Source organism: Robiginitalea sp. SC105 (genome assembly GCF_014243345.1).
Taxonomy (GTDB): Bacteria; Bacteroidota; Bacteroidia; order Flavobacteriales; family Flavobacteriaceae; genus Robiginitalea.
This window is the reverse complement of record NZ_JACLZF010000002.1, coordinates 1,414,585-1,440,430: the sequence shown is the minus strand read 5'-3', so window position 1 is coordinate 1,440,430 and position 25,846 is coordinate 1,414,585. Positions and strand designations below refer to the sequence as shown.

The 25,846-nt window shown below is 53.7% G+C and carries 23 protein-coding genes and 1 other RNA gene; 9 read left to right on the top strand and 15 right to left on the bottom strand.

The features are described from left to right. Nucleotides 1–46 precede the first annotated feature (46 nt). Nucleotides 47–1,321 (top strand): serine hydroxymethyltransferase, encoded by a 1,275-nt coding sequence (gene glyA / locus H7F20_RS15460; protein ID WP_185787064.1) that lies wholly within the window; start codon nt 47–49, stop codon nt 1,319–1,321. A 54-nt stretch (nt 1,322–1,375) separates the two neighbouring features. Here glyA and H7F20_RS15455 read toward each other — a convergent pair whose 3' ends face one another. The 7 genes from H7F20_RS15455 to H7F20_RS15425 form a co-directional block, all read right to left on the bottom strand. Beyond that, nucleotides 1,376–1,990: a hypothetical protein gene (locus H7F20_RS15455; RefSeq protein WP_185787063.1), complete on the bottom strand. Its 615-nt coding sequence runs from the start codon at nt 1,988–1,990 to the stop codon at nt 1,376–1,378. Nucleotides 1,991–2,176: 186 nt separating this feature from the next. Further along, a complete protein-coding gene (locus tag H7F20_RS15450; RefSeq protein ID WP_185787062.1) occupies nt 2,177–2,845 on the bottom strand; it encodes a response regulator transcription factor in 669 nt (222 codons plus the stop codon). A 30-nt stretch (nt 2,846–2,875) separates the two neighbouring features. Beyond that, complete coding sequence (locus H7F20_RS15445) at nt 2,876–4,771, bottom strand: ATP-binding protein (protein ID WP_221898787.1); 1,896 nt, start codon at nt 4,769–4,771, stop codon at nt 2,876–2,878. Between the two features lie 284 nt (nt 4,772–5,055). Next, nucleotides 5,056–5,319 carry a hypothetical protein gene (locus H7F20_RS15440; protein WP_185787060.1) on the bottom strand — a complete coding sequence of 88 codons (264 nt, stop codon included), beginning with the start codon at nt 5,317–5,319 and terminating at the stop codon, nt 5,056–5,058. A 141-nt stretch (nt 5,320–5,460) separates the two neighbouring features. Next, nucleotides 5,461–6,192, bottom strand: coding sequence for a LytTR family DNA-binding domain-containing protein (locus tag H7F20_RS15435; RefSeq protein ID WP_185787059.1), 732 nt, complete (start codon nt 6,190–6,192; stop codon nt 5,461–5,463). A gap of 208 nt (nt 6,193–6,400) precedes the next feature. Beyond that, the gene (locus H7F20_RS15430; RefSeq protein WP_185787058.1) at nt 6,401–6,787 is read right to left on the bottom strand and encodes a thioesterase family protein; all 387 of its coding nucleotides are present in this window, start codon (nt 6,785–6,787) and stop codon (nt 6,401–6,403) included. After that, a complete protein-coding gene (locus H7F20_RS15425) occupies nt 6,784–7,827 on the bottom strand; it encodes a glutaminyl-peptide cyclotransferase (RefSeq protein WP_255444124.1) in 1,044 nt (347 codons plus the stop codon). The genes H7F20_RS15430 and H7F20_RS15425 overlap by 4 nt, the downstream gene beginning before the upstream one ends. A gap of 104 nt (nt 7,828–7,931) precedes the next feature. Between H7F20_RS15425 and ffs the strand changes: the two genes are divergently transcribed. The 3 genes from ffs (at nt 7,932) to fsa (ending at nt 9,625) form a co-directional block, all read left to right on the top strand. Then, nucleotides 7,932–8,030: signal recognition particle sRNA small type (ffs, locus tag H7F20_RS15420), an RNA gene on the top strand. 74 nt (nt 8,031–8,104) lie between these two features. Beyond that, nucleotides 8,105–8,917, top strand: coding sequence for an SDR family oxidoreductase (locus H7F20_RS15415; RefSeq protein WP_185787056.1), 813 nt, complete (start codon nt 8,105–8,107; stop codon nt 8,915–8,917). 48 nt (nt 8,918–8,965) lie between these two features. After that, nucleotides 8,966–9,625 carry a fructose-6-phosphate aldolase gene (gene fsa / locus H7F20_RS15410; RefSeq protein WP_185787055.1) on the top strand — a complete coding sequence of 220 codons (660 nt, stop codon included), beginning with the start codon at nt 8,966–8,968 and terminating at the stop codon, nt 9,623–9,625. 132 nt (nt 9,626–9,757) lie between these two features. On the opposite strand, the gene H7F20_RS15405 is transcribed toward fsa, so the two are convergent. Then, entirely contained in the window at nt 9,758–11,146 is a 1,389-nt protein-coding gene (locus H7F20_RS15405) for a transaldolase (protein WP_185787054.1), read from the bottom strand. Nucleotides 11,147–11,319: 173 nt separating this feature from the next. Here H7F20_RS15405 and H7F20_RS15400 point away from each other — a divergent pair, with 173 nt between their 5' ends. Together H7F20_RS15400 and H7F20_RS15395 are read left to right on the top strand one after the other, a co-directional pair. Next, entirely contained in the window at nt 11,320–12,948 is a 1,629-nt protein-coding gene (locus H7F20_RS15400) for an ABC-F family ATP-binding cassette domain-containing protein (protein ID WP_185787053.1), read from the top strand. Nucleotides 12,949–12,978: 30 nt separating this feature from the next. Continuing rightward, entirely contained in the window at nt 12,979–14,115 is a 1,137-nt protein-coding gene (locus tag H7F20_RS15395; RefSeq protein ID WP_185787052.1) for a hypothetical protein, read from the top strand. 9 nt (nt 14,116–14,124) lie between these two features. Here the strand turns inward: H7F20_RS15395 and H7F20_RS15390 are convergent, their stop codons facing one another. Continuing rightward, nucleotides 14,125–14,838 carry a hypothetical protein gene (locus tag H7F20_RS15390; protein ID WP_185787051.1) on the bottom strand — a complete coding sequence of 238 codons (714 nt, stop codon included), beginning with the start codon at nt 14,836–14,838 and terminating at the stop codon, nt 14,125–14,127. 202 nt (nt 14,839–15,040) lie between these two features. Between H7F20_RS15390 and H7F20_RS15385 the strand changes: the two genes are divergently transcribed. Further along, nucleotides 15,041–15,577 (top strand): fasciclin domain-containing protein, encoded by a 537-nt coding sequence (locus H7F20_RS15385; protein ID WP_255444123.1) that lies wholly within the window; start codon nt 15,041–15,043, stop codon nt 15,575–15,577. A gap of 2 nt (nt 15,578–15,579) precedes the next feature. Here the strand turns inward: H7F20_RS15385 and pheT are convergent, their stop codons facing one another. From pheT to H7F20_RS15370, 3 genes are all read right to left on the bottom strand, one after another. Beyond that, nucleotides 15,580–18,006, bottom strand: a complete 2,427-nt coding sequence (gene pheT, locus H7F20_RS15380) for a phenylalanine--tRNA ligase subunit beta (protein ID WP_185787050.1) — start codon at nt 18,004–18,006, stop codon at nt 15,580–15,582. 127 nt (nt 18,007–18,133) lie between these two features. Next, entirely contained in the window at nt 18,134–19,252 is a 1,119-nt protein-coding gene (leuB, locus tag H7F20_RS15375; protein ID WP_185787049.1) for a 3-isopropylmalate dehydrogenase, read from the bottom strand. Further along, complete coding sequence (locus H7F20_RS15370) at nt 19,252–20,424, bottom strand: 2-isopropylmalate synthase (protein WP_185787048.1); 1,173 nt, start codon at nt 20,422–20,424, stop codon at nt 19,252–19,254. Before H7F20_RS15370 ends, leuB begins: the two co-directional genes overlap by 1 nt. A gap of 148 nt (nt 20,425–20,572) precedes the next feature. Between H7F20_RS15370 and H7F20_RS15365 the strand changes: the two genes are divergently transcribed. Further along, complete coding sequence (locus H7F20_RS15365) at nt 20,573–22,117, top strand: hypothetical protein (RefSeq protein WP_185787047.1); 1,545 nt, start codon at nt 20,573–20,575, stop codon at nt 22,115–22,117. A gap of 13 nt (nt 22,118–22,130) precedes the next feature. Here the strand turns inward: H7F20_RS15365 and H7F20_RS15360 are convergent, their stop codons facing one another. Continuing rightward, on the bottom strand, nt 22,131–22,832 hold the full coding sequence (locus H7F20_RS15360) for an RluA family pseudouridine synthase (protein WP_185787046.1): 702 nt from the start codon (nt 22,830–22,832) through the stop codon (nt 22,131–22,133). 4 nt (nt 22,833–22,836) lie between these two features. After that, nucleotides 22,837–23,655 (bottom strand): 3-methyl-2-oxobutanoate hydroxymethyltransferase, encoded by an 819-nt coding sequence (panB, locus tag H7F20_RS15355; protein ID WP_185787045.1) that lies wholly within the window; start codon nt 23,653–23,655, stop codon nt 22,837–22,839. A 111-nt stretch (nt 23,656–23,766) separates the two neighbouring features. Between panB and H7F20_RS15350 the strand changes: the two genes are divergently transcribed. Next, entirely contained in the window at nt 23,767–24,222 is a 456-nt protein-coding gene (locus tag H7F20_RS15350; protein ID WP_185787044.1) for a nuclear transport factor 2 family protein, read from the top strand. 16 nt (nt 24,223–24,238) lie between these two features. Here the strand turns inward: H7F20_RS15350 and H7F20_RS15345 are convergent, their stop codons facing one another. After that, a complete protein-coding gene (locus H7F20_RS15345) occupies nt 24,239–25,663 on the bottom strand; it encodes an L-serine ammonia-lyase (RefSeq protein WP_185787043.1) in 1,425 nt (474 codons plus the stop codon). Nucleotides 25,664–25,846 lie beyond the last annotated feature (183 nt).

Below are 25,846 nucleotides of genomic sequence, written 5' to 3'. Positions count from 1 at the left end.
GCCGGTAACCGCCTAATGGGGCGCCACCTAAAACGAATATGCCAAAATGCAACGAGACCAACAAATTTTTGACCTGATCCGTGCCGAAGAGCGCAGACAAATAAATGGGATAGAGCTGATAGCATCCGAAAATTTCGCGAGTCCCCAGGTGCGGGAGGCGGCCGGGTCGGTCCTGACCAACAAATATGCAGAGGGGTACCCTGGAAAACGCTATTATGGAGGGTGTGAGGTGGTGGACCAGGTAGAACAACTCGCAATTGACCGGGCCAGGGAATTATTTGGTGCCGCCTATGCGAATGTACAACCGCACTCCGGGTCCCAGGCCAATGCCGCCGTCTACCAGGCCTGCCTCAAACCTGGGGATACCATCCTGGGTTTTGACCTTTCCCACGGGGGGCACCTCACCCACGGGTCACCGGTCAATTTCTCGGGGAAACTTTACCGCCCCGTGTTTTACGGGGTAGAAAAGGAAACCGGGCGCCTGGATTACGACAAGATCCAGGAAATTGCCGAAAAGGAAAAGCCCAGGATGATCATTGCCGGGGCTTCCGCCTATTCCAGGGACATGGACTTCAAGCGCTTCCGGGAAATAGCAGACAGTGTCGGGGCCCTTTTGCTGGCCGATATCGCTCATCCGGCCGGACTGATTGCCAAGGGGCTCCTGAGTGATCCGATACCTCATTGCCATTTTGTTACCACAACGACACACAAGACGCTGAGGGGGCCCCGGGGCGGGATGATCCTGATGGGGGAGGATTTTGAAAACCCCTTTGGTATCCGTCTTAAAAACGGAAACCTCCGTTCGATGTCTTCACTGATCGATCTGGCCGTATTCCCCGGTAACCAGGGGGGGCCTCTGGAACACATCATAGCAGCCAAGGCGGTAGCCTATGGGGAAGCGCTATCCGATGCGTTCCTCCACTACGCCATCCAGGTCCAGAAAAATGCAGATGCCATGGCTAAGGCTTTTGTTGCAAGGGATTACCACCTGATATCCGGGGGCACGGACAACCACATGATGCTCATTGACCTGCGCAACAAGCAAATCACGGGTAAGGACGCTGAGAAACTTCTGGTGACGGCCGATATCACAGCCAATAAAAATATGGTTCCCTTTGACGACCAGTCGCCTTTTGTAACCTCCGGCATCCGCTTCGGAACCGCCGCCATAACCACCCGCGGCCTGGTGGAATCGGATATGGAAACCGTGGTTTCCCTCATCGACCGCGTGATCAGCGACCCGGAGTCGGAAAAAACGGCGCGGGAAGTCCGCAGGGAAGTCAATGAAATGATGGGTGACCGGCCCTTGTTTGTGGGCTAATCCGCCCCTGTTTGTAGGCTGACCGGCCTTGCTCCTTAAAATTGTACGAGGGAATTACTCCGAATCGGAGTAGTACAGATCCTCAGCCAGCAACTGGCGTTGCTTCAGGCTGTAAATGCGGGCATCGGTATCGCTTTCATAATAAACCGCCCAATAATCGTAAAACTTGTGAAACGGGTTTTCTTCACCCGGCAGGACAGGGGCCGTGGGTGCGGTTTCGATAACGGGGATATAGATCTCGTAGGGCATGGCGGCTAGCCCCTGGGTGTAGTGCACATAATGTTTGCCCAGGGCCGTAAAGATATTTTCCAGTTCCAGCGCAATGCTGTTTGGCCCGATACTCCGGATCACAATCAGCATGTCATCGAGTTCCAGGTTGATTTCCTCCAGATCGATGGTCTTGCTGTTCTGGTTTTGCAGGTGCTGCAACAATACGGTCAGGTGGTCGGTCTCCCCGCCGGGGCAGGTATCCGGGGAGGTATATCCCCAGGTGCCCTGTCGGTAGTGGTAAAGGACATCGAGGATCCCGAGACGGCAACGGAGATTCAGGATGAGCTGGTTCTCGCCATTTTTTCCTGCAACCAGTTTGACATCCGATTCTGCGAAAAATACGCGCTCAAGGGATCTAAGGAAATCTTCCAGCCCCGGCAGGGAGGGGTTGGAATCCATTTTCAGGGTTAAGTCGTATGGAAAATTCGTCCGCATCCTTTCGTCATTTCGATCCAAAGCAATGTCCTGTGACAAAAGTAGGTGGATGTTCGCAGACGGGGTTGTATAAAAACCATACATTATCGATGGTTTTTATAGGCCCTTAAAAAAATGCAGGGGGGAGTAGTCCCGGTTTCCGGCAGGGGTTCAGATAAAGCCCCGTTCCCTGGCTTCGGAGATCAGGGCCTGATCATTCTGTTTTTCGATACCAAAAAGTGACTTTATATGCCGCTTCCGGTTTTCGATGGTTGGGAGGGAGAGGGATATATGGTTCACCATATCCTTGGTCTTTGTCCCGATGGAAAGATGGTACAGGATTTTCTTGTCATTCTCATCCAGGTTGATCGAGTTGGCCATTTTTTTCCGGATGGCTGCCAGCGCTTTCTGGGTGTAATAGGGCGGATTGGTAGTAACCGTGTTTACCATGGCCCGGAGGGAGGCCTCATCGATCTCGGATTTGACCATGTACCCTTCCGGGTCGACCGTCTGCATGATGCTGTTGATCCGGTAGTTATCGCTGAAAGACGACATAAACACAATCTTTGATTCGGGACTGACTTCCCGGGCGAGGATGCCCACATCCTCACCGGTTTTTCCCCTGTGCTCCGTGTTACTGGAAAGCTGGATGTCCAGCAGGAGTATGTGATAGGGGAGGCGTTTGACTGATTGCCGGATTTTTTCGGAAGCTTCTTCAAAGGTCTTGGCCGAATCCACGTGGACCTTGAAGCCATCAAATTCACTGTCCTCCAGGATAAATTTGTATCCCAGGGTCGTCATTTCATGGTCGTCTACGGCCAGTATGCGCACGATATTCATAGCGATCTTTTTTGTTTATGCCGAACGGGATTAAACCGATCCTTCCAGTACCTCCGGTGGGGTATCCACAAGGGTTTGGCGCCTGGGGAACTGCACCCAGATTTCAGTCCCCGACCCCGGGGCGGATTCAATTTCCCATTTCCCTCCGAGCCTTTGTACCCGGGAGGTGATATTCTTTTGTCCGATCCCGCGTTTTCCACGGCGCTTCTGAAAACCCCGACCGTTATCCCGTATCCGGGCCTCAAGGGATTCGCAGGTAGCCCCAAGCTCTACTGTTACACGGGTGGCCCGGGCGTGTTTGATGGTATTTTGAAGGCATTCCTGTATAATCCGGTACAGGTTGATCTTCAACTCCCCGGAAACACCATCCCAATCGGCTTCCTGATCGTATTCCAGGTCATACTCCAGGTTGGCCGCCCCGGCCGTATTCTGCAGCAGGTCTTCAATGGATACGATAAAGTTAGAGAATTTCTGATAGGCGGCATGGCTGAGGGCGTGTGAAATCCCGCGGATTTCCTCCTGTACATTCTTCAGCTTTTCAATGGCCTGTGCCCGCAGGGCCACGGAATTTTCATCTTCCTTGCCATTCAGGCCCAGCAGGACCATCCGGATTCCATTCATTTCGCCCAGCACCCCATCGTGAAGCTCTTCCGAGATCCGTTTTTGCTCTTCCTGTTTGCCTTCCTCGATTTTCTCGTTCTGGGTGAGCATCAGGTTGAAGATTTCCTGATTGGCCTCCTGCTGCTGCTGGAGGAAACGGAGTTTCTGGTTGCGTATCTGCTGGTCGATGATAATAAAAAGGGCGACCCCCAGGAGCAACACCCCTATGGCAATCCAGATCCAGATCATCCGCTGCCGGGAGAGGAATTGGTTTTCGGCAATATACTGGTCCGTTTGGTAACGGACCCTGGCAAACTTGTCCCGCAGACTGCGCTCCTCCTGTATCAGGCTGTCCTTGAGTTCACTGAGTTCCAGGCCGTATTGGGCGCCGTTATCACGGTCGACCAGCATCTGGAGCTTCAGGATATCCTGGAGCCCATCGAGCTCTTCGGTTTCGAGGGCAATTTCCTTACCTTTTTTTAAGAAGTCCTTTGCCTGGGAGGTATCCTGCCGGGACCAGAAATATTCGGCCAGGTAGTAATAGCTCCGGGGCAGGTTGCGTGTTTCATTCAACGCTTCCCTGATTTCAAGGGCTTCCCGGTAGTCTTCCTCCACGGCTTCCAGGTTGCCGAGTGCAAAATTAGCCCGCCCCCGGTTTAGGATCGCCATCGCATACAGGTGGGGGTTGTCTTCCTTTAACTGGGTATTGCCTGCTACTTTTTCCAAAGAATTCAAGGCGTCTTTATAGGCTCCTGCTTCGATCTGGGTATTCCCCAGGTTGTTCATTATTTGGTAATATGCCCTGCTATCCATTTCGTCTGGTGAAAGATATTCCAGGGCTGTTTCCCGATATTCAATGGCACGATCAAAGGCATTGAGTTTTGAGGCAATGGAACCCAGCAGATTATAGGTGGCAATGAAGCGGGGTGCCTTATTCTCGTTTGTGGACGCTTCCAGGGAAGTCAAAGAATTGATCGCGGTTTGTTCCGCTTGCAAATAATCGCTGGCCGCAAACTGTGCAGCCGCCAAATTGTATGCACTGCGAGCAGTCAAAAACGGATCGTCTAATTCACTGAATATTCTATAGGCTCTTTCCGAGCTCAAAAATGTACTGTCGGGACTGCCCAATGTCCAGTAAAATTGGCTTAGGTCGATTAAAAAGGAACCTATGGCCATGGAATCTGAAGCCATGTCGGCCATTTTTAAGGCTTCCCGATAAGCTTCCCTTTTCAGGGCGGTATGGGTTTTGGCATCAATTTTATCAAAGAGGCTGAGGAATAAACTTCTTGGCAGCGTATCTGTGGCAGTGGCTTCCAGTTCTGTCATGATTTCAATCACCTGCCCCGATTTGTTTTCATCAGGAAGGGAATCGAGATCCAGGGCCTTTATCCTCTGTGAAAGGCCCTCTTGTTGTATCGTGTATCGCTTTGCACCCGACCTGGTCCGCTGGCAGGATGTCCCCGTCAGGAATAACAGCAGTAGGAAAACGGAAATTATTTGATACGTAATTTTCATACAACCGAATGAAGGCCTAAAAGTAAAAAAAAGAGCCCTGCTATCCGCAAGGCTCAGTTTTATTATATAGTTTGGATCAGGCAATAGGTATGGATTTAATTGTCCCCGTCCATATCGATATCATCGCAAGTCGCACATTCGGCATCCATATCAATATCGTCACAGGTCGCACATGCAGCATCCATATCGATGTCGTCGCAAGTGGCGCATTCAGAATCTCCATCCATATCGATATCATCGCAAGTGGCACACTCAGCTTCATAAAGTGCATCTACATCGGCCAGGGCGGAATCGGATTCGCAAGCGCTCAATCCAAATAGAAGTACCATTGCGGCCGCTATACTCATTACTTTTTTCATAATTCAAATAGTATTAGAAGGTTAGAGGATCTTTTATAGTTGAAAAATAGTATTACCATGGGGGACATGGTATTATTTGAGCCTGCATTTAGCCAGCAGTGGGGATCTGTTAGTATTCGGCAGGGTGGTACGAGAATTCAGTCAATTATCCCCGCTCAGGGATTTCAGGGAGAGGGCCTGTTTAAGTGCATCCACATTTTGGCGGTATCCGCGTGAGAATGGCAATTCTGCTTTTCCAAACTTCAGGGTAAACCTGCTTTTGCCGTAATTGATCCGGGAAATGTAGTCCCGGTTCAGGATGTAACTCTGGTGGACGCGTACAAAATTGGCTGGCAATTGTTGTTCGAAGCTCTTGAGCGTCTTAAAGGCGCTGACCCGGGAACCGTCTTTCAGGATGAAATCCGTGGCGTTGTTGTCGGCCTTGAGGTAGAGGATTTCATTGGTGTTGAGAAATTGGTAATCCTTGTACGACTGCAGGCAAATAACCGGTGCCGATTCGGGCTTGGGTAGACGCTTGCCGACTTTTAAGAGGGTTTTGCGGATCTCGAATTCGGAGAATGGCAGTACCCAGTAATCAAAAAACTGGTGTTTGATCGCCTCATAGGCATGGTCCCTGCTCTGGGCCATTCCGATATATACCGGGATGGATTCCAAATATTGGTGGATGTCCCGGATCATTGCAAAAATTTCGGACGCCCGCTCTTCGAGGTTGACAAAAACGATATCCGGTTTGAATTTCAGGATGCTGTTGAGGGCATCCCTGGGCTCGGCATCATGGGAAACACATTGCAACCCCTCATATTCCTCCAGGAAATGTTGCAACTGGAGGAAGGAGGCCGCATTGGGATCGACAATACCGTAGTTAAATTCCAAGCCCGAAATAATTTCTGTTAAATTAATGATTACAAGGCGCTTAGACCTATGTAAAAACCATAGAAATAGTATGGGAAACCTTGCTAAAGGCGGAAATAATTACGGATAAGTAAGATGGAACGCCGGTTTTATTAAGAAAATAGAATATAATTAATAAGAAAAACCTTATTTATATTGCACAACTTAATGAAATACAAGGCGTTAGGGGTTAAAAAGCCTGAAGCATCGCTTCCGGCATGCGAACGGGCTTCAGCCTCGATTTATCGAGTAGGCACCATTCGGTTTTACAGGTGGCCACCCGGGTATCCGTTCCGGCCAGGCGTATCTCCACGACGCGGTGTGAAAGTGCACCCCGGGCCTGGTCCACATAGGTTTCCAATTCAAGCGCATCATTTTTTACGGCCGACCGGAAATAGGAAATATGGTGGCTTTTGACCACCCAGATGAAGGACGCTTCCCAGTCCGGTCTGGTGAGGGTTGCCCAATGTTCTCCGGCTATTTGGAGCACCCACTCCAGGTAGCGGATGTTGTTGACGTGGTTGAGCTCGTCCAGGTCGGTTTCGACAACCTGAATCTGCTTCGTATACCGCCTCATGGCTCGCGTTTTACAATGCGGACCTCAAAGAGTTTGTCCCAGCGCTTGCCCGTCACAAAGAAGGACCCCCTGCCCGCGTGGTAGGCTACCCCGTTAAATACATCCAGGCGGTCGTGCTGGGTTACTTTTTTTTCCAACCCCCCGAAGTTGACCACGCCCTCAATAGCCCCGCTGGCGGCGTCAATAATCATCATGCTCGGTTTTTGCCACACGTTGGCGTAGATTTTCCCGTTGACAAATTCGAGTTCATTGGCCTTGTTGAAAACGGACTTATCGGTCACGGTTTCGATATGGCCGATTTCGCGGAGCGTCCGGGGGTCGAGTTTCCAGATCCGCTGGCTGCCATCGCTCTTGTATAGCACCTGCCCGTCGTTGCACAGCCCCCAGCCCTCTTTGCTTTCCCCATAAGCAAAGTTGCCGAGTTTTTCCAGGGTATCCGGATCGAACAGGAAGCCCGTTTTGCTCTGCCAGGTAAGCATGTAGAGCGTATCCCCGAGCAGGCTGATCCCTTCGCCGAAATAGTTGTCGGACAGGTCTGTTTGTGCCAGGATCTCCCCGGACCGGTAATCCACCTTGCGAAGGCTGGAATATCCCCTCTGTCCCGTGCTTTCATACAGCGTATCCCCCCGGAATTCCAATCCCTGCGTAAAGGCCTCCTGGTCGTGGGGATAGGTATTCAGTATCTCGTAGGTATAGATTTCGGGCGCCTTTTCGGCCAAAAGGTCAAAGTCTTTTTCGACGCGAATAAGGGTACCGCCGGCATGGATCCTGGCCTCCAGCGATTTTTCGCCCAGGGTACGGGATGCCAGCACCGCCCTGCCATCCTGCAGGGCCAGAGGGCTTCCGTCCAGGAAATACCGGACCGAGTCCACTTCAAGCCCGGACGTGTTCCGGAGCCCGATGGATACCTCCTGGTTATGCGTGAATTTCTTACCGCCCTCACCGAGTTCGATGGCAAAATCCCTGGAGGGGTCGTTCCCGCCACATCCCAGGAAGAGTCCGAGCAGTAGCCCGGATAAGCTTATTTTCCAATACGTCATAATCATTTCTTGCAAATAAAAATATGGGCAGGCCGCCCGGATCAGTTGCTAAATTACGGATGCATTTCCATTGTCCCAAAAACAAAAGATCGTATATTTGCGCGCGGCAAGTCCTACACGACCAGCTCCTGCAGAATCCCCCAGGGCGGGAACGCAGCAAGGGTATGCGGTCGTAGCGGTGCGATGTAGGTAGCTTGCCGTTTTTTTTATGCCCGAAATTCTGGGCTGCCGGTGCTCCGGGCTGCAAAATCCATCGTTTTATCCGTAATTTGGAAACATGAAAAATAAGGGAGTCGTACTCATTACCGGAGCTTCCTCCGGCCTGGGTGAAGCAACTGCTAATTTTCTTGCCGGGAAGGGATATCGCGTCTATGGCACTTCCCGGAACCCCTCGCGCATTTCCGGTGCCGGGGCAGTCCGGTTCCTCCGGATGGACGTAAGGGAAGAAGCCTCCGTGCAGGAAGCGGTAGCGGAACTGCTCCGACAGGAAGGGCGCATCGACATCCTGATCAATAATGCCGGGGTGGGGATTACCGGCCCGCTCGAGGAGACTCCCCACGAGGCCTGCCTGGATGCCATGGAAACGAATTTTCACGGACCTCTCCGTGTCATCCGCAGCGTAGTGCCGGCTATGAGGAAGCAGGGGGAGGGCTTTATCGTAAACATTACTTCGATTGCAGGGTATATGGGGTTGCCGTACCGGGGCGTATACAGTGCCGGGAAGTCGGCCCTGGGTATTGCAACGGAGGCGTACCGGATGGAACTGCGGAGTTTCGGGATCCTGATGTGCACCCTGGCACCGGGGGACTATTCCACCAATATAGCTGCAGGTCGCTTCCACAGCCCGCTTAGGGAAAATTCCCCTTATCGGGAGACGTATGGGAACAGCCTGGACCTCATGAATGACCATGTCGATTCGGGAAATGACCCCATGGAGGTAGCCCGGAAGATCCATGGAATCCTGCAAAAGAAAAATCCGAAGGTGCACTATGCGGTTGGCAGCCCCATGCAGCGTTTTTCCCTCAGCCTCAAGCGGCTCCTGCCGGATAAAATATTCGAGCGCTTGCTCCTAAAGCATTATAAATTGTAGTTTTGTACGGTGCGTTTTGCACCGGGAAATCTTAAAGAAGACATACGTATGAAATTTTTTATCGATACCGCCAACCTGGACCAGATTCGCGAAGCGCAGGCCCTTGGCGTACTGGACGGGGTCACCACCAATCCCTCGCTGATGGCCAAAGAGGGGATTACCGGCAAGGACAACATCTTCAAACACTATATCGATATCTGCAACATCGTGGATGGCGGGGATGTTTCGGCCGAGGTGATTGCCACCACCTTTGATGAAATTATTGCCGAGGGGGAGGAACTCACTGAATTGCACGAGCAGATCGTCGTCAAGGTGCCCATGATCCGCGATGGCGTAAAGGCGTTAAAATATTTTTCTGACAAGGGGATCCGGACCAACTGCACGCTTGTCTTTTCGGCAGGCCAGGCCCTTCTGGCTGCCAAAGCCGGGGCCACTTATGTTTCCCCCTTTATCGGGCGGCTGGACGACATTTCCACAGACGGGTTGCACCTCATCGCGGAAATCCGCGAAATCTATGACAACTACGGGTATAGTACGGAAATCCTGGCGGCCTCCATCCGGCATACCATGCATGTCATCGATTGTGCCAAGATCGGTGCGGATGTAATGACCGGCCCGCTTTCTGCAATCGAAGGCCTGCTCAAGCACCCGCTGACCGATATCGGCCTGGAAAAATTCCTTGCCGATTACCGCAAGGGCAACTCATAAAGGGGAAGGCTACTAATGAAGCGGAAGGGTACTAAAACCGAATAGCACCTAAAGAACTCCTGAACAGATTCTTTGAAGTTGGGGTTCAGAGGATCCCCTGTATCCCCCCAAGAAATCCTTTGAATAGGTACTTTAGAAGGAGGTATTCAGGTTGGCGAAACCATCAATGATGATACCATCTTTGGCTATAACGCTCTTATACGGGTTGTAGACGACCAGAGCGTGCGCAAATTGTTCGTAATCCGGCGCCAGGAACTGGTCGCCTGGATCCAGACTGTAGGAGGCCATCAGGCTTTTCCACTGATCCATGTCCGTGCGCATGCAGATTCCCACGTAGCGGTATTCGGGGTGGTGTTCCTGCAATTGACGAACCCTTTGGGTAATATTTTTTAAATGACGCTGCTCGGGCCCTGACCAGAAATAAAAGACGATTTGCTGACCTTCCCTGGGGATGTCCCGCAACCAGTGCTGTTCGCCTTGTACATCCACAACCTGCAGCGGGGGCAGGGGGTTGTTGGGTCTCAGGTTCCGGATATCCTGGCCCAGGCGGGCTATTTCCGGCAGGTGTCGGTTGTTGGCGGAACGCTGGTGGAAATCCTCCATAAAGACCTCAAAATTCTCCTCTGAATCATGCTTGAGCAGGTATTCGATGGCAACTGTTCGGAAAAGGTTGTCCCTGAGGGTTTCCTGATGCACCAGGCTGTCTATCAGCTGCAGCTGGTGCCGGTTGAAGTGCAACTGGTTGGTGACCCTGGTGACTTTTTCCCCGCAAGCCTCCTTGCACCCCATAAAGGCCAGGTTCCCGATATGGAATTTCATAAAATCGTAATAGGGGCGCAGGTAGGTCAACTGCGGGTCGCTGTAGGAAACCTGGTCCCGGTACGCATAAAAATCATCGGGGAGACTGTGGAGGGTTTTATCGTCAGAAGCCCGGCGGTGCCAGAATGGGTATCCCTCCTTGAAGGTCCAGTATTTGTAGCGGATACTGGCATAGGCCAGATCGTAGGCTGCTTTTGAAAAACCTTCTTCCTCCTGCAACTCGTTGAGCTGTGCTACCTTCCGGTCGCTGAGGGAATCCAGTTTGGCACTGAATGACTGGGGTTCCAATTGAAAAAAGGCCTCGCGGATCACCTGTTCCTCTTTTTCAGTATCCAGGAAAACCTCCAATTGGAAGTTGTTGATCACCTCGCCCCGGCCCGAAAAGATCAGGGACTCGTCAAACGCCACCGTGTTGAGCCGGATTTGCAGGCTGTCGCCCTGCTCCAGGTAAACGTATTGCATTTCCGGTTTGTGCAGGAAATAATACAGGCCATCCTCCAGCGAATCCACGCGGATTTCAAAACGGTTATTTTCGTCGAGAAAGGCCGAATCCACCGCCGTTTCCCCTTTGAAAAGCACCACGTTGTTGGCCGTTGGGTTGACAATTTCACCCCCAATAAAAACGGCTGAAGATTGCGGATCTGAATCCCCACAGGAACACACCAGTACGAGAAGAAAGACAAAAATGTATTTTTTCAGCATAGATCGCATCTGCAAATTCCTAAACAAAACTACTGAAACACCCATGGTCCGCCTGTTAATGGCTAGTTAAAAATGGAGTATCAGGCATTTGCGGGTCCTGATTTTAACAAGTTGTTTTCATGGGTGTTCGGTGGATTATTGATTACTTTTGCCAAAATTTTAAACAGCAGCCTATGCTATCGGTTTCGAACTTGTCGGTCCAATTTGGGAAACGCGTGCTCTTCGATGAGGTAAACGCCACCTTCAACCCTGGGAATTGCTACGGTGTTATCGGGGCTAACGGGGCCGGTAAGTCCACTTTCCTACGGATCCTTTCCGGCGATGTGGACCCCACGTCGGGACACGTCCACCTGGAACCGGGAAAACGCATGTCCGTGCTGGAGCAGAACCACAATGCCCATGACGGGCACGGCGTCCTGGAAACGGTCCTCATGGGGAACAAACCCCTTTTTGAGATCAAGACCGAAATGGATGCACTCTACGCGGATTACGACGATGCCAATGCAGAGCGGATCGGGGAGTTGCAGGTGGCCTTTGAGGAGATGAACGGATGGAACGCCGAAAGCGATGCAGCGGCCCTGCTCTCCAACCTCGGGATCCGGGAAGACCTGCATTATTCCACCATGTCAGAAATGGAGGCAAAGCTCAAGGTGCGTGTGCTGCTGGCCCAGGCACTTTTTGGCAACCCGGATGTGCTGGTGATGGATGAGCCTACAAACGACCTGGATTACGATACCATCCAATGGCTGGAGAACTTCCTGGCCGATTACGAGAACCTGGTGATCGTGGTTTCCCACGACCGTCATTTCCTGGATGCGGTCTGTACGCATATTGCGGATATCGACTTTGGGAAAATGAACCTGTATAGCGGAAATTACACCTTCTGGTATGAAAGCAGTCAGTTGGCTGCCCGTCAGCGGGCCCAGCAAAACCGCAAGGCAGAGGAAAAAGCCAAGGAACTGCAGGAATTTATCCAGCGGTTCAGTGCCAACGTGGCCAAGAGCAAACAGGCCACCTCCCGGAAAAAAATGCTCGAAAAACTTCGCGTGGAGGATATCCGGCCTTCGAGCCGGAGGTATCCCGCCATTATTTTTGAACGCGAACGGGAGGCCGGGGACCAGATTCTCCATGTCGAAAACCTAGGCGCCCGCAGCGAGGAGGGAGAATGGCTTTTCCAGAAGGGCGAATTAAACCTGGCTAAGGGTGACAAGGTAGCCCTCATCTCCAGGGATTCCAGGGCAACCACCGCTTTCTATGAAATTATTGCCGGAAATCGCAAACCGGATACGGGTACGTTTTCCTGGGGGGTGACAACGTCCACCTCGTACCTGCCGGCCGATAACAGCGCCTTTTTCGACCAGGACCTCAACCTGGTAGACTGGTTGCGCCAATGGGCCAAGACCCAGGAGGAAAAAGAAGAGGTCTTCCTGCGGGGTTTCCTGGGCAAAATGCTTTTCAGCGGGGAGGAAGCACTGAAAAAATGCACCGTCCTTTCAGGGGGCGAAAAAGTGCGTTGCATGCTCAGCCGGATGATGATGCAGCGGGCGAACGTACTCCTGCTGGACGAACCGACCAACCACCTGGACCTTGAGAGTATCACGGCTTTTAACAACTCCCTGAAGCAATTCAAGGGCACAGTGTTGTTCACCACCCATGACCACCAGTTTGCGCAGACCGTTGCCAATCGGATTGTGGAACTCACCCCTACGTATACTATTGACCGCTATTTGACGTTTGATGATTATATGTCGGACACTGCGATTCGGGAACAACGCCAGAAGTTATACGGCGTCCCGGCCTGAAACGGCCCCGTCATATTAATTCAATGACAAATGAAAGCCTACCTGCCGTTACTACTGGCGGGACTATGGCTGGTGGGGAGCTGTACAACGCCTGATTCATCCGGGGGAGAGACGCCTGAAAGCGTTTTGCGTCCTGCCGATTACACCGTTCTGACTGGTTCCGGGGGAACGCTCGGAACCGCTCTTCTCAGTTCGGATTCCGAAGGAATTGAACTTTCAGGGGGCAGTGAAGTCTATTCGGGGGAATCGCTTCCCGAATTGTTTTACCGAAACCCCGGGGGACTGAGTTTTGTTACCGGGCAGTCACCCTGCGATGGCCGTGCCGGCCTTTACCGGTACCCGGAACAAATCCTCCTCACCGGGGAAGTGCTCGCCGGATTCGATCCGTGCAAATCCGATTTGTTGTCCATTGCGCATGCGGGCACCACACTTTTCCTGGCCATCCGCAATACAGAGAATGGCGAAAAACCCCCTGCCTACATCTTGCGTAAATTCCCCCTGGAAGGGGGTGCGCCCGCCGACCTGATCCTTGAAGGACAGCCTGTAGACCTTGAAACGGACGGAAATCGTATTTACGTACTGGTCACGAACGAACTGACAGAAGGTAATTCCAGCAGGCTGGTGGTTGTGCATGCCGGGAACATGGAAATCCTGGAGGACCTGGCCCTGGAACCCGGGGCGCGGTCACTGACCCGTGTCGGACAAAGCAGCCTGCTCATCGGTTACCCCGACCTGCACCAGCTCCTGGACATGGATTCCCTGACCAATCTGGAAAAGATTCGCTACCAGGATTCCTTCCGGCCCGGGTTCTGTAACCAGAATCCGTTTTCAGATGCAACTGGCGAACGCCTGTTCTATACCTACCCGGTTACTGAAGGTCCCTGGGCAGGAGTCTCGGCGGCAGCCGTATATGACTTCCCGGGGCGTACCCTGAGGATTTATTATTTCGACAACTTCCTGACCCCCGGACAACTGGGGAATGAACTCGATATTGGTACGGCCAGCGCTGTGGGCTACGACCGCCTCAACGGACTGCTGCTGGTGGGTTACCGCAGGGCCTCGGACCCCGGAAGGGGCGGAATGCTCCGCCTCCAAATCGACGGGGAATTCCGGTATCTGGACCACATTGAATTACCCGCTGCACCGTTTGTCATCCTCGGGCAGTGATTCCTGTATTCAGGCGTTGAAATATTTACTGTTCCAGATGGCCGGATTAAAGTTTTTTCCCAGTGCAAAACCGTAAAAAATAACCACTGCAGCCAGGGATTTGAACATAAAGAAGAAAATTATCCAGAATTCCGCCGCGCTGTCGTTTTTTGAAAACAACCCGCCGGGCACCATCAGAGAGAGCAGGTAACTGGCCAACAGGACCACCAGGGTCAGATTGACGATATTCCGGAAGGGCCAAACCAGTAAACGCCGCAGTGGATGCAGGTCGTCCCCCCATTTGTGCACCAGGTAAAAGTAATCGTTGCCAAGGGGAACAAAGAGCAACGGGTCGTCCCGGTCCTCCAGCTTGAACAGGCGCGAAGGAGCGATGATCTTTAGCCCTTCCAGGCGCGTATCGTGGTGTGCTTCAAGTGCCGTTATGGCCACTTTGGCACTTTGGGGAAGCCGGGGTTTGAAATATTTCAAATCCAGGAACCGCAACCTGTAATCGATACATATGGAACGTATCTGGTCCAGGCGGTAGATCCGGCCGGACTCCAACAGGTCAAAGTCAAAGGAATTTGCAGCCCGGATTTCCGGGCTACCTGTACCCGCCTCCTGAGAGGGGATAGGGGGTGCCTCTATTTGCAGGGCTTCCAGTAAGTTGGTCAGCTGGGAATCACGCAGATCCCGTTCCCGGAGCGCCTGCAGCTGGGTCTCGATATTAGTCCGCTTCAACATGAATTTTCTTTTAGCAATCTCTCAAAAATACATAATGGGACCGTGGGAGTCAAATGCGCCGGTACCCGGTTAAAGGTTAAAGAAATGTTAAATGCAGATTGGAGGGGAACGGGTATTGGGCCAAACCATCAATTTATGTATATTGTCGAAGAAACCCTACCGTTCATCGAGAAGGCGTTTCAACCCCGAAATCTAGCTTTGCATGTTTAACCGCTTTGGACTTTTGCTGCTGGCAGCATCACTCTCCTTCGCCCCAATGGGATGGTCCCAGGAGCCCCCGCCGGAACCGGTGGTTCGGGCATCCTTACCGGGACTTGCGTCCGAGCAGTTTCCCACCCTGCTGGCCGCCGTGGAAGCGGCTGACCTGATGGAAGTGCTCAAGGCCGGGGGGTTCACCATTTTCGCACCTTCTGACGAGGCATTTCACAAACTGGACCCTTCCCGCGTCCGGGAGTGGCTGGACCCTGAAAACAAACGAGATCTTAAGGCTTTGGTGGCGTATCATATCGTAGCAGGGGAACTGACAGCCTCCAGGATACTAAAGGCATTGAGCCGGGGCAAGGGGACCACGCGGTTCACAACGGTTCAGGGCGAAGAATTGATTGCTACCCTGGAAGGATCCGACATTTACCTCACAGATTGTTCCGGGAACCGGGCACGTATTGTATGTGCGGACAATATCAATACCCGCCTGGTCTTCCACGAAATTGACACGGTCGTGCTTCCCAGGCCGCTGTGAGCCTACCCGCGCAATTCCGCGCCCAGTTCCTTTTCAAAAACCCGCTGAAGGCCGTTCATCACCGAATCGATTTGCTTGTCCGCCAGCGTTTTTTTCGGGTCCTGCAACACAAAGCTGAGGGCATAGGACTTCTTGCCTTCCGGCAATTTATCCCCGGTATACACATCGAATAACTGGACGTCCCTGAGGAGCTTCTTGCCGTTTTTAAAGGCTAATTCGTGCAACTGCCGGAAGGACACTGAGGCATCCAGCAACAGGGCAAGGTCGCGGCGGACTTCCGGAAATTTCGGAATTTCCTCATAGGCAATATCCACCTGGGGCACATGGCTTACCAGTGTTTCCCAGTCGAGATCCGCATAGAGCACCTCCTGACGGATTTCAAAGGCCTTCAGCAAACCCGGATGTACCGTGCCGAGACGGGCGATGGTTTTACCCCCCGATGTTATCTCCAGACATTCCGTGAAACGCGGATCGGCAACGGGTAGCTCCTGCCGAGAGGCTACCCCCAGGCTCTCGGTAATATGGGCCACCACTGCTTTCAGGTCAAAGAAGCCCTGCGGGCGTCCGGGGGCCCCCCAGTGATCCCGGTGGGTATCGCCTGTAAGCAATACGGAGAGGCGTTCATTTTCCTGCCAATGGCCATCCGACCGGTGGTAGGTATTCCCAAATTCAAAAAGCCTCAGGTCCTGCTGGCGGCGGTTGAGGTTATGGGCAATTGCGCTGAGCCCCGTAAAGAGCATGTCCTGCCTCAGGGCAGACAATTCCTTGCTCAGGGGGTTCAACAGGGTTATTTCGGAAGTCGGGGGGAGTCCCAGGAGGGCGTTGCTGGAGGGGTTGCAAAGGCTGTTCCCCAGGATTTCGTCAAAACCAAGCGCCGCCAGGCGCCCGCTGATCCGATCCTGCAGCCGATGGGGAGCGCGTGGTGGCTGGGGCAGGATGGAGGCCGTAAACTTTGTTTTGTCCGGGACATTGTTATAACCGTATACCCGGAGGATCTCCTCGATCACATCCACTTCCCTCCGCACATCCACCCGGTAAAACGGGATTACCAGTCCCAGTCCGGATTCCGTCACGCTCTTGACCTGTATATCCAGGGATGCCAGGATGGAAATCACTGTATCCCTCGGGATTTCAGTTCCCACGAGTTGATGGATTTTCTCATAGGTGAGAAAGACGTTGTGGTCCGGCATCTTTTTGGGGTAGAGGTCCACCGCATCGGAACTGATTTCCCCCCCGGCAATATCGCGGATCAATATGGCCGCCCGTAGTAGCGCGTATTCCACGTTGTTGATATCGATACCCCTTTCAAAACGGAAGGATGCATCGGTATTCAACGCATGCCTTTTTGCCGTTTTACGGATCGATACCGGGTCAAAATAGGCGCTCTCCAGGAAGATGTTCCGGGTGTCCGCAGTAACCCCTGTATTGATGCCCCCGAAAACCCCGGCAATACACATGGGTTTTTCCGCATCACAGATCATCAGGTCCTCCTCGTGCAGGATCCGCTCTTCCCCGTCCAGTGTCATAAACCGCGTCCCTGCCTCGGTGGTTTTCACCACGATTTTTTTACCGTAGATGCGGTCGGCATCGAAGGCGTGAAGGGGTTGTCCCAGTTCGTGCAACACGTAGTTGGTGACATCCACCACATTGTTGATCGGGCTCAGGCCAATGGAGCGAAGCCGGTTGCGGAGCCAGTCAGGGGATTCCTGTACTATCAGGTTGCTGATGGTTACCCCGCAGTAGCGCGGGGCGAGGTCCGGGTTTTCGACCTGAACCTCAATCCGGCGGGAACGGTTGTCTACATGGAAATTGCTCACCGATGGGGTGATCAGTTCCCGGGAGAGCTTTTGCTGCTTGAGCCCGGCCCTGAGGTCGCGGGCCACCCCGTAATGGCTCATCGCATCTGCACGGTTCGGCGTCAGCCCGATTTCCAGGACCTGGTCCGATTCCATCTCAAAGAGTTCGCTGCATGGGGTGCCGGCTGGCGTATCGGTATCGAGCACCAGGATGCCGTCATGGCTGTCGCCCAGGCCAATCTCGTCTTCGGCGCAGATCATGCCATGGCTTTCTTCCCCGCGTATTTTCCCCTTTTTTATTTTCCAGGGATTCCCGTCTGCATCCAGCAGGGTGGTGCCAATGGTGGCCACCGGCACTTTTTGCCCTTTTGCCACATTGGGTGCCCCGCAAACGATCTGTACGGGCTTCTCGCCGCCGACATCCACCTGGCAGAGCGACAGCTTATCGGCATTGGGGTGCTTCTTGCAGCTGAGTACATCCCCCACCACAATGCCCTTTAATCCGCCCGGGATGGACTCGAAAGGGGTAATGCCCTCCACCTCCAACCCCAGATCGGTCAGGAGTTCTGCGGTTTTTTCGACCGGCCAGTCAATTTCGATAAACTGCCGCAACCAGTTGTAGGAGATTTTCATTCCGCTGCTTTAAGCCACCAAAGATAAAACAATGTCGCAATATTCCACCTTGCGCCGGGGCATGCGCAAAAAGAAAACCCCCTCAGCCGTGTACGGTGGGGGGGTGGTTTTTACAGGTAGGCAGCCGTCAGATGATCGTGGATTTGCCCAGGCCGATATTCTCCTGGTTCAGTCCCTTGAAATCGTCCGAATCGCTGATGTGCCCTGCGATAAAATGACCTACATCGTCTGTTCCGTATTTGCTCTGCGGGTCCAGGTCCGGGGTTACCATCCCTTTTTTCAGGGCTTTGTTTACCGAACTTACCACCGCTGCAGCTTCCTCGTCGAGGCCAAAATGATCCAACAGCATGGCAGCAGAGAGGATGGAAGCGATCGGGTTGGCAATGTTCTTCCCGGTGGCCTGCGGGTAGGAACCGTGGATGGGCTCAAACATGGCGCTGGTTTCCCCTACGGATGCAGACGGCAGGAGTCCGATGGAACCGCCAATCACACTGCCTTCATCCGAAAGGATATCCCCGAACATATTTTCTGTCAGGATCACGTCAAACTGGCTGGGGTTCAAGATCATCTGCATGGCCGCATTGTCCACGAAGAGGTAGTGCAGTTCCACTTCCGGGTAGCTCTCGCCGATGCGGGTTACCACGCGCCTCCACAAACGGGAGGATTCCAGCACGTTGGCTTTGTCCACCAGGGTGAGTTTGTTGCGGCGGGTTTTGGCCGCCTTGAAGGCCAGGTGGGCAATCCGGCTGATTTCCTCTTCACTGTAGATACACAGGTCGGAGGCCGTGTTGCCGTCCTCGCTCAGGAATTTTTCCCCGAAGTAGATCCCCCCGGTAAGTTCCCGGTAGATCACAAAATCCGTATTGGCAATCCGCTCTTTCCGAAGGGGCGACTTATCGATCAGCGTGGGGAAGACCTTTACCGGGCGGATGTTGCTGAAGAGCCCGAGTTCCTTCCTGAGGCGCAGCAGTCCCTGTTCAGGGCGGACCTTGGCTGCCGGGTCGTTGTCGTATTTCGGGTCTCCGATGGCCCCGAACAGCACGGCGTCCGAAGCCTTGCACAGGTCCAGGGTAGCTTCCGGCAGGGGGTCCCCTGTTTGGTCGATGGCAATGGCCCCGACCGGCGCCTCGGTAAATTCAAACTGATGCCCGAAGGTTTCTTCGACTGCCTGCAGGCAGGCTACTGCCTGCGCGGCTACCTCGGGACCGATCCCGTCACCCGGGAGCAATGCGATTTTCAATTTCATCAAGCGATACTTTCAATATTAACACCGGATGCCTCCACGATCTTGTGGATGTCGGCATCTTCGATTTCTTTCTTGCGGTCGGCAAATTCCAGGAATTGTTCGTAGACCTTGTCCAGCTGGACCTTGGTGAGTTCATAACCCACTTTTTTGGCCCGGTAGGCCAGGGCGGCCCGCCCGCTCCGCGCGGTCAGCACGATGGAGGATTCGGTTACCCCCACATCCACCGGGTCGATGATCTCATAGGTCTCCCGTTTCTTGATCACCCCGTCCTGGTGGATACCGGAACTGTGTGCAAAGGCGTTGGAGCCCACAATGGCCTTGTTGGGCTGTACGGGCATTCCCATTTTCTGGGATACCATTTGGCTGGTATCGTAAAGCAGTTTGCTGTTGATACCGGTGTCCAGGTTCAGGTGGGGATGCTGGCGTAGGATCATCACGACCTCTTCCAGGGAGGTGTTCCCCGCGCGTTCCCCAATCCCGTTGATGGTGCACTCGATCTGCCGGGCCCCGTTGATCACCCCGGCGATGGAATTGGCGGTGGCCAGGCCCAGGTCGTTGTGGCAGTGGCAGGAAAGGATCGCTTTGTCGATCCCCTTGACGTTTTCCTTCAGGTATTTCATTTTGGCCCCGTATTCCTCCGGCAGGCAGTAACCCGTGGTATCCGGAATATTCAGTACCGTGGCCCCGGCTTCAATGACCGCCTCGCAAATGCGTGCGAGGTATTCATTGTCCGTGCGCCCGGCGTCCTCGGCATAGAATTCCACATCCTCCACAAAGGTTTTTGCGTACCGCACGGCTTCGACGGCGCGGCGCATCACTTCATCCTGGGTGGAATTGAATTTAAATTTGATATGTGACTCGGAGGTGCCGATCCCGGTATGGATCCGTGGCCTGCGGGCATGCTTGATGGCTTCAGCAGCCACCTCGATATCTTTTTTAACTGCCCGGGTAAGACCGCAAACAGTGGCATTTTTAACCAGGCGGGAAATTTCGGATACCGATTTAAAGTCGCCGGGGCTCGAGATAGGGAACCCCGCCTCAATCACATCTACCCCCAGTTGGTCCAGGCGTTCGGCGATTATCAGTTTCTGCTCCGTATCCAGTTTGCAACCCGGGACCTGTTCGCCATCCCGAAGGGTTGTGTCAAAAATCTGTACTCTATCTTTGCTCATTATATTTACATACATTTAATCACCAAACAACGAATATAGTGGGACCGGGGCGGAAAATCGGGAATCCGGGTGCCCATTTACAACGTTAAGGACCAATTGGACTATTGTATTACGCTCTATTTCAATTGGTTAATATATATTTTTTACGATGACGAATGCCCATAAAGATGCCCTGTTCGTTTTGGTCAAATCCCTGTCCAAATCGGAAAAGCGCCAGTTCAAGCTGTACGTGGGGCGGCTGGGGGTGAATGCGGATGCAAAATTCCTTGCCCTGTTCAACCTGCTGGACAAGCTGAAGGCATATGATGAAGACGCCATCCTGGACAGCGGGATTGTCAAGAAATCCCAGCTTTCGAACCTGAAGGCGCACCTCTACAAACAGATACTGATCAGCCTGCGGCTGAACCCGGTCAACCAGAGCATCCGGGTCCAGATCCGGGAGCAACTCGATTTTGCCACCATCCTATACCAGAAGGGCCTCTACAAGCAAAGCCTCAAAATCCTCGAAAAAGTAAAGTCCACCGCGATTGAGCACGAGGAGAAGAACATCGCCTTCGAAATCGTGGAACTGGAGAAAATCATAGAAACCCAGTACATTACCCGGAGCATCCCGGACCGGGCCAGGGAACTCACCTCGGAAGCGGAACACCTCGCGGAACTGAACAATATCACCAGCAAGTTGTCCAACCTTTCCCTGCAACTCTACGGAATGATGCTGCAGGTAGGCTATGTGCGCAACGATGAAGACTACCGGAAGGTAACGGAATACTTTGACCAGCACCTGCCGGAATACCGGCTGGACCAGCTCGGTTTTCGGGAAAAGCTGTGGCTTTACAAGGCACACCTTTGGTACAGTTTCCTGATACAGGATTTCCTCTCGGCCTATCGCTATGCCAATAAGTGGGTGACCCTATTCAACGATAACCCGGAACAAATCTGCCTGAACCCCGTTTTTTACCTCAAGGGCAACAATTACCTGCTGGAATCCCTCTTCTTTGTCCGTTACAGCAGCCAGTTCCGAAGCACCCTGGAACATATGGAGGCCGTGATCTCCGGCAAGGATTTTCCCAGGAACGACAACGTCGCTTCATTGAGTTTCCTCTATGTGAACGCCAACAAACTGAACCTGCATTTCCTCGAAGGGACTTTTAAGAAGGGGTTGCAGTTGGTTCGGATCGTGGAGTACGGCATCGCCAAGCACCGCCAGCGACTGGACCAACACCATGTCATGCTGTTTTACTACAAGATCGCCTGCCTGTATTTTGGCAATGGGGACAACAAATCCTGTATCCAGTACCTCAAGCGGATCATCCAGAACAAGAGCATGAAAGTCCGGGAGGACCTGATGTGTTTTGCGCGTGTCCTAAGCCTGGTGGCACATTACGAGGCCGGTATGGACTACCACCTGGAGGTGCAGCTGAAGAGCACCTACAAGTTCCTGCTCAAAATGAACGAGTTGCATGAGGTGCAGCGGGAAATGATCAAGTTCCTCCGGAAAATGGGGTCCATTTACCCTCATGAGCTGAAAGATGCCTTCCAGGAACTCCACGACCGCCTCAAAGTATATGAGGACCACCCCTACGAAAAGCGCGCTTTCCTGTACCTGGATATCCTCTCCTGGCTGGAGAGCCATCTGCAGGGAAGGCCGGTGGCCGACATCATCCGGGAGAAGGCGCTGGCCATGGCGCGTTAAAGGGTATTCCGGGTCAGGCGCCCTTACAGGCATCCCACAGGGGGTCCCCGGTGGGATCGCAGACGATCGTCACGAGTTCCTTCCGGACCGGGTGGATGAATTCCAGGCGGCGCGCGTGCAGGTGGATCCCCCCATCCGGGTTGCTCCTGGGAAAACCGTATTTCAGGTCGCCTTTGATGGGGCAGCCGATGGCTGCCAGTTGTGCCCGGATCTGGTGGTGACGTCCGGTTTCAAGGTCGATCTCCAACAGGTAATACCTATCCAGGCTGCGCAGTATCCGGTAGTTTAGCACCGCTTTTTTGGCCTCGGGCGTTGCCTGTTCCCGGGCATAGGATTTATTCTGTTTGCGGTTGCGCACCAGCCAGTGTTCCAGGCGGCCTGTGGCTTCCGGTGGCGGGTTGGCAACAAGGGCCCAATAGGTTTTGTGTGTTTCCCGGGATGCGAACAGGCGGTTCATCCGGCTGAGCGCCTTGGAGGTACGGGCAAAGACTACGATACCCGTGGTTGGCCGGTCCAGGCGGTGGATAACGCCCAGGAAAACTGCCCCGGGCTTTTCGTATTTTTCCCTGAGGTATTCCTTGATTACTTCGGGCAGGGGGGTGTCTCCTGTTTTGTCACCCTGGACAATATCCCCCACGCGTTTGTCAACGGCGATCAGGTGGTTGTCTTCGAAAAGGACACGCAGGTTCCCGGGCTCGGTGGCTGGGCCGTTCATGCTTTCAGTACTGTTCTTCCGGATTCGGAAAACTCCGGGATTTCACATCGCCCACATACTGGCCGATGGCTTTGCCCATCTCGTCGTAGAGGTTCATGTACCGCCTCAGGAACCGCGGGTTGAACTCATGGGTCATCCCGAGCAGATCGTGGATGACCAGTACCTGGCCGTCCGCATGTACCCCGGCGCCTATGCCGATGGTGGGGATGGTCAGTTTCTCGGAGACCTTTTTGGTCAGGGCAGCCGGTATTTTTTCGAGGACCACTGCAAAACAACCCAGGCGCTCCAGCAGTTTGGCGTCTTCCACCAGTTTCCGGGCCTCGGCCTCCTCCTTGGCCCGCACGGTATACGTCCCGAATTTATAAATGCTCTGGGGGGTGAGCCCCAGGTGGCCCATCACCGGGATACCGGCATTGAGGATGCGCTTGACGGAATCCTTGATTTCCTCCCCGCCTTCCACTTTGACCGCGTGCGCCCCGCTCTCCTTCATGATCCGGATGGCCGAGCGCAGGGCTTCCTTGGGGTCGCTCTGATAGGAACCAAAGGGGATGTCCACAACCACCAGCGCCCTTTTTACGGCGCGAATCACCGAACTGGCGTGGTAGATCATCTGGTCCAGGGTAATGGGGAGGGTGGTTTCGTGCCCGGCCATGACATTGCTGGCCGAGTCGCCCACCAGGATCACATCCACATTGGCAGCATCCACGATTTTGGCCATGGAATAATCGTAGGCCGTGAGCATGGAAATCTTTTCGCCCTGTTGTTTCATCTCCACCAGGGAGCGGACGGTTACCCTTTTGTATTCTTTTTTGGAAACGGACATAGTTTGGCGGTTTTGCGGCTTAAAAGTACGCATTTTTAGCGTCCCGCCTCAGGCGTGCCAAACGGGTGCATTTTCCGAAATAGCTTACATTTGACCCTTAAACCCGCGTTTATGAAAAGGCTCCTTTGCTTTGGATTTTTGATTTTTCAGGTCGCCCTTCCGGCCCAGCAAGACAGGGAAGGGGAGATCCGTTCCAGTATCGACCGTTTTTTTGAGGGGTTCCATGCCCGGGACACCAACAGGATCAAAACGGTGCTATTCGATACCGTACTGCTTCAAACCATCGGCAGGGGCCCGGACGGAAAAGCAGCCCTCAGGACCGAGCCCATGGGCAATTTCCTGAAATCCATAGCTGGCATCCCGGATTCCGTGGCTATAGAGGAACGCCTGCTCGACTACAAGATCCGTATTGATGGGAATATGGCGCATGCATGGACGCCTTACGAGTTCTACCTCCGGGGGGAATTCAGCCATTGCGGGGTGAATTCCTTCCAGCTGTTCCGGGGTGAATCGGGTTGGAAGATCATCTACATCGTCGATACCAGGCGGCGGGAAGGCTGTAACTAAGCGTTCCGGGGACGCTTCAGCAATCGCTGAGGTTTACCCCCACTGCCAGGCCGCCCTCCGAGGTTTCCTTGTATTTGGAATTCATATCCCTCGCCGTTTCCCACATGGTCTGCACCACCTTGTCAAACGGGACTTTGGCGCTGGCCGCATCCGAATCAAAGGCAAGTTCCGCCGCGTTGATGGCCTTAATGGCCCCCATGGAATTGCGTTCGATGCAGGGGATTTGCACCAACCCCCCGATCGGGTCGCAGGTCAGCCCCAGGTGGTGTTCCATGGCGATTTCGGCTGCCATCAGAACCTGGGCAGGACTCCCGCCGAGTAGTTCGGTGAGCGCCCCGGCCGCCATGGCCGAGGAAACCCCGATCTCCGCCTGGCATCCCCCCATGGCTGCCGAAATGGTGGCCCCCTTTTTGAACAGGCTGCCGATTTCCCCGGCCACGAGGAGGAAACGTTTGATCTCCGGGAAGCCCGCCCGGTGGTTTTCAATTACCAGATAGTACATGAGGACGGCCGGAATAACCCCGGCGCTCCCGTTGGTGGGAGCCGTCACAATCCGGCCCAGGCTCGCATTCACCTCGTTGACGCTGAGGGCAAAACAACTTACCCATTTGAGGATCTGCCGGAACTGTACCCGGGTATTCCGGATGGCCTCCGGCCAGTTGGCCGGGCCGTCATAGGGGTAATCCCCCCTGAGGTTTTTGTAGATCTCGGCAGCGCGCCGTTTTACATTCAAACCGCCCGGCAGTTCCCCGGGGGTATGGCATCCTTCGTACATGGACGCCAGCATGGTTTCCCAAATCCGCCGGAGCCCGGCATCGATTTCCTCATCTGAACGGAGGGAGCGCTCGTTTTCGAGGACGATTTCAGAAATGCTGGTACCTGCACTATGGCAGTGTTCCAGTAATTCAGCCCCGGTGCTGGAGGGAAAGGGAAACTGGTTGAACGCCTCCTTTTTCCTCCTGGCATTCTCCTGTTCTCTTTTGACGACGAAGCCGCCCCCGATGGAGTAGTAGGTCTCCGACCATTTTTTGCCGTTGCGCAGGCTCGCTTCGTAGGTCAGGCCATTGGCGTGGAAGGGCAGGAATTTCTTTTGGAAGGTAATATCTGAATCCGGATCGAAAGGGATGGAGTGGCTGCCGCCCAGGTTTAATTCGCCCCGCTCGCGAATGCCGGCGATGGTGGGTTGTACGGAATCGATGGGAACGGTCTCGGGCTGGGCCCCGGTAAGCCCCATTTGTACGGCCACATCGGTGGCGTGGCCCCGACCTGTCAGGGACAGGGAACCGTACAGCATGACCCGCACCCGGGTCACCTGTGCCAGTTTTTCGGTCCGCCGCAATTCTTCCAGGAACCGAAGGCCGGCCTTCCAGGGGCCCAGGGTATGGGAACTCGACGGTCCGATGCCTACCTTCAGCATATCAAAGACACTGATGCACTCCACTTTAATTGGTTTTCGGGTTACCTGCGAAAATACGAAGCCCGGGAAGAGTTCCCCCGGATTATTCAGGAAAAATATACAGGTGGCCCCTAGACCCTGGCACCCCGGCAAAACGGCCTTCCGGCGCCACGAGTGACAGTATGTCAGTTTTTGAGCAATGGCATATTGTTTGACACCTGGTAAACG

Bases quoted from the DNA above. Each gene is read 5' to 3' on its own strand.
- H7F20_RS15395 (WP_185787052.1), top strand. From the start codon at position 12,979: ATGAAAGCCTACCTGCCGTTACTACTGGCGGGACTATGGCTGGTGGGG.
- H7F20_RS15445 (WP_221898787.1), bottom strand. From the start codon at position 4,771: ATGACAGAACTGGAAGCCACTGCCACAGATACGCTGCCAAGAAGTTTA.
- H7F20_RS15350 (WP_185787044.1), top strand. From the start codon at position 23,767: ATGAAAAGGCTCCTTTGCTTTGGATTTTTGATTTTTCAGGTCGCCCTT.
- H7F20_RS15415 (WP_185787056.1), top strand. From the start codon at position 8,105: ATGAAAAATAAGGGAGTCGTACTCATTACCGGAGCTTCCTCCGGCCTG.
- H7F20_RS15440 (WP_185787060.1), bottom strand. From the start codon at position 5,319: ATGAAAAAAGTAATGAGTATAGCGGCCGCAATGGTACTTCTATTTGGA.
- H7F20_RS15425 (WP_255444124.1), bottom strand. From the start codon at position 7,827: ATGACGTATTGGAAAATAAGCTTATCCGGGCTACTGCTCGGACTCTTC.
- H7F20_RS15455 (WP_185787063.1), bottom strand. From the start codon at position 1,990: ATGGATTCCAACCCCTCCCTGCCGGGGCTGGAAGATTTCCTTAGATCC.
- H7F20_RS15405 (WP_185787054.1), bottom strand. From the start codon at position 11,146: ATGCTGAAAAAATACATTTTTGTCTTTCTTCTCGTACTGGTGTGTTCC.
- panB (WP_185787045.1), bottom strand. From the start codon at position 23,655: ATGTCCGTTTCCAAAAAAGAATACAAAAGGGTAACCGTCCGCTCCCTG.
- H7F20_RS15430 (WP_185787058.1), bottom strand. From the start codon at position 6,787: ATGAGGCGGTATACGAAGCAGATTCAGGTTGTCGAAACCGACCTGGAC.
- H7F20_RS15390 (WP_185787051.1), bottom strand. From the start codon at position 14,838: ATGTTGAAGCGGACTAATATCGAGACCCAGCTGCAGGCGCTCCGGGAA.
- H7F20_RS15385 (WP_255444123.1), top strand. From the start codon at position 15,041: ATGTTTAACCGCTTTGGACTTTTGCTGCTGGCAGCATCACTCTCCTTC.
- fsa (WP_185787055.1), top strand. From the start codon at position 8,966: ATGAAATTTTTTATCGATACCGCCAACCTGGACCAGATTCGCGAAGCG.
- glyA (WP_185787064.1), top strand. From the start codon at position 47: ATGCAACGAGACCAACAAATTTTTGACCTGATCCGTGCCGAAGAGCGC.
- H7F20_RS15450 (WP_185787062.1), bottom strand. From the start codon at position 2,845: ATGAATATCGTGCGCATACTGGCCGTAGACGACCATGAAATGACGACC.
- H7F20_RS15400 (WP_185787053.1), top strand. From the start codon at position 11,320: ATGCTATCGGTTTCGAACTTGTCGGTCCAATTTGGGAAACGCGTGCTC.
- pheT (WP_185787050.1), bottom strand. From the start codon at position 18,006: ATGAAAATCTCCTACAACTGGTTGCGGCAGTTTATCGAAATTGACTGG.
- H7F20_RS15365 (WP_185787047.1), top strand. From the start codon at position 20,573: ATGACGAATGCCCATAAAGATGCCCTGTTCGTTTTGGTCAAATCCCTG.
- H7F20_RS15360 (WP_185787046.1), bottom strand. From the start codon at position 22,832: ATGAACGGCCCAGCCACCGAGCCCGGGAACCTGCGTGTCCTTTTCGAA.
- leuB (WP_185787049.1), bottom strand. From the start codon at position 19,252: ATGAAATTGAAAATCGCATTGCTCCCGGGTGACGGGATCGGTCCCGAG.
- H7F20_RS15370 (WP_185787048.1), bottom strand. From the start codon at position 20,424: ATGAGCAAAGATAGAGTACAGATTTTTGACACAACCCTTCGGGATGGC.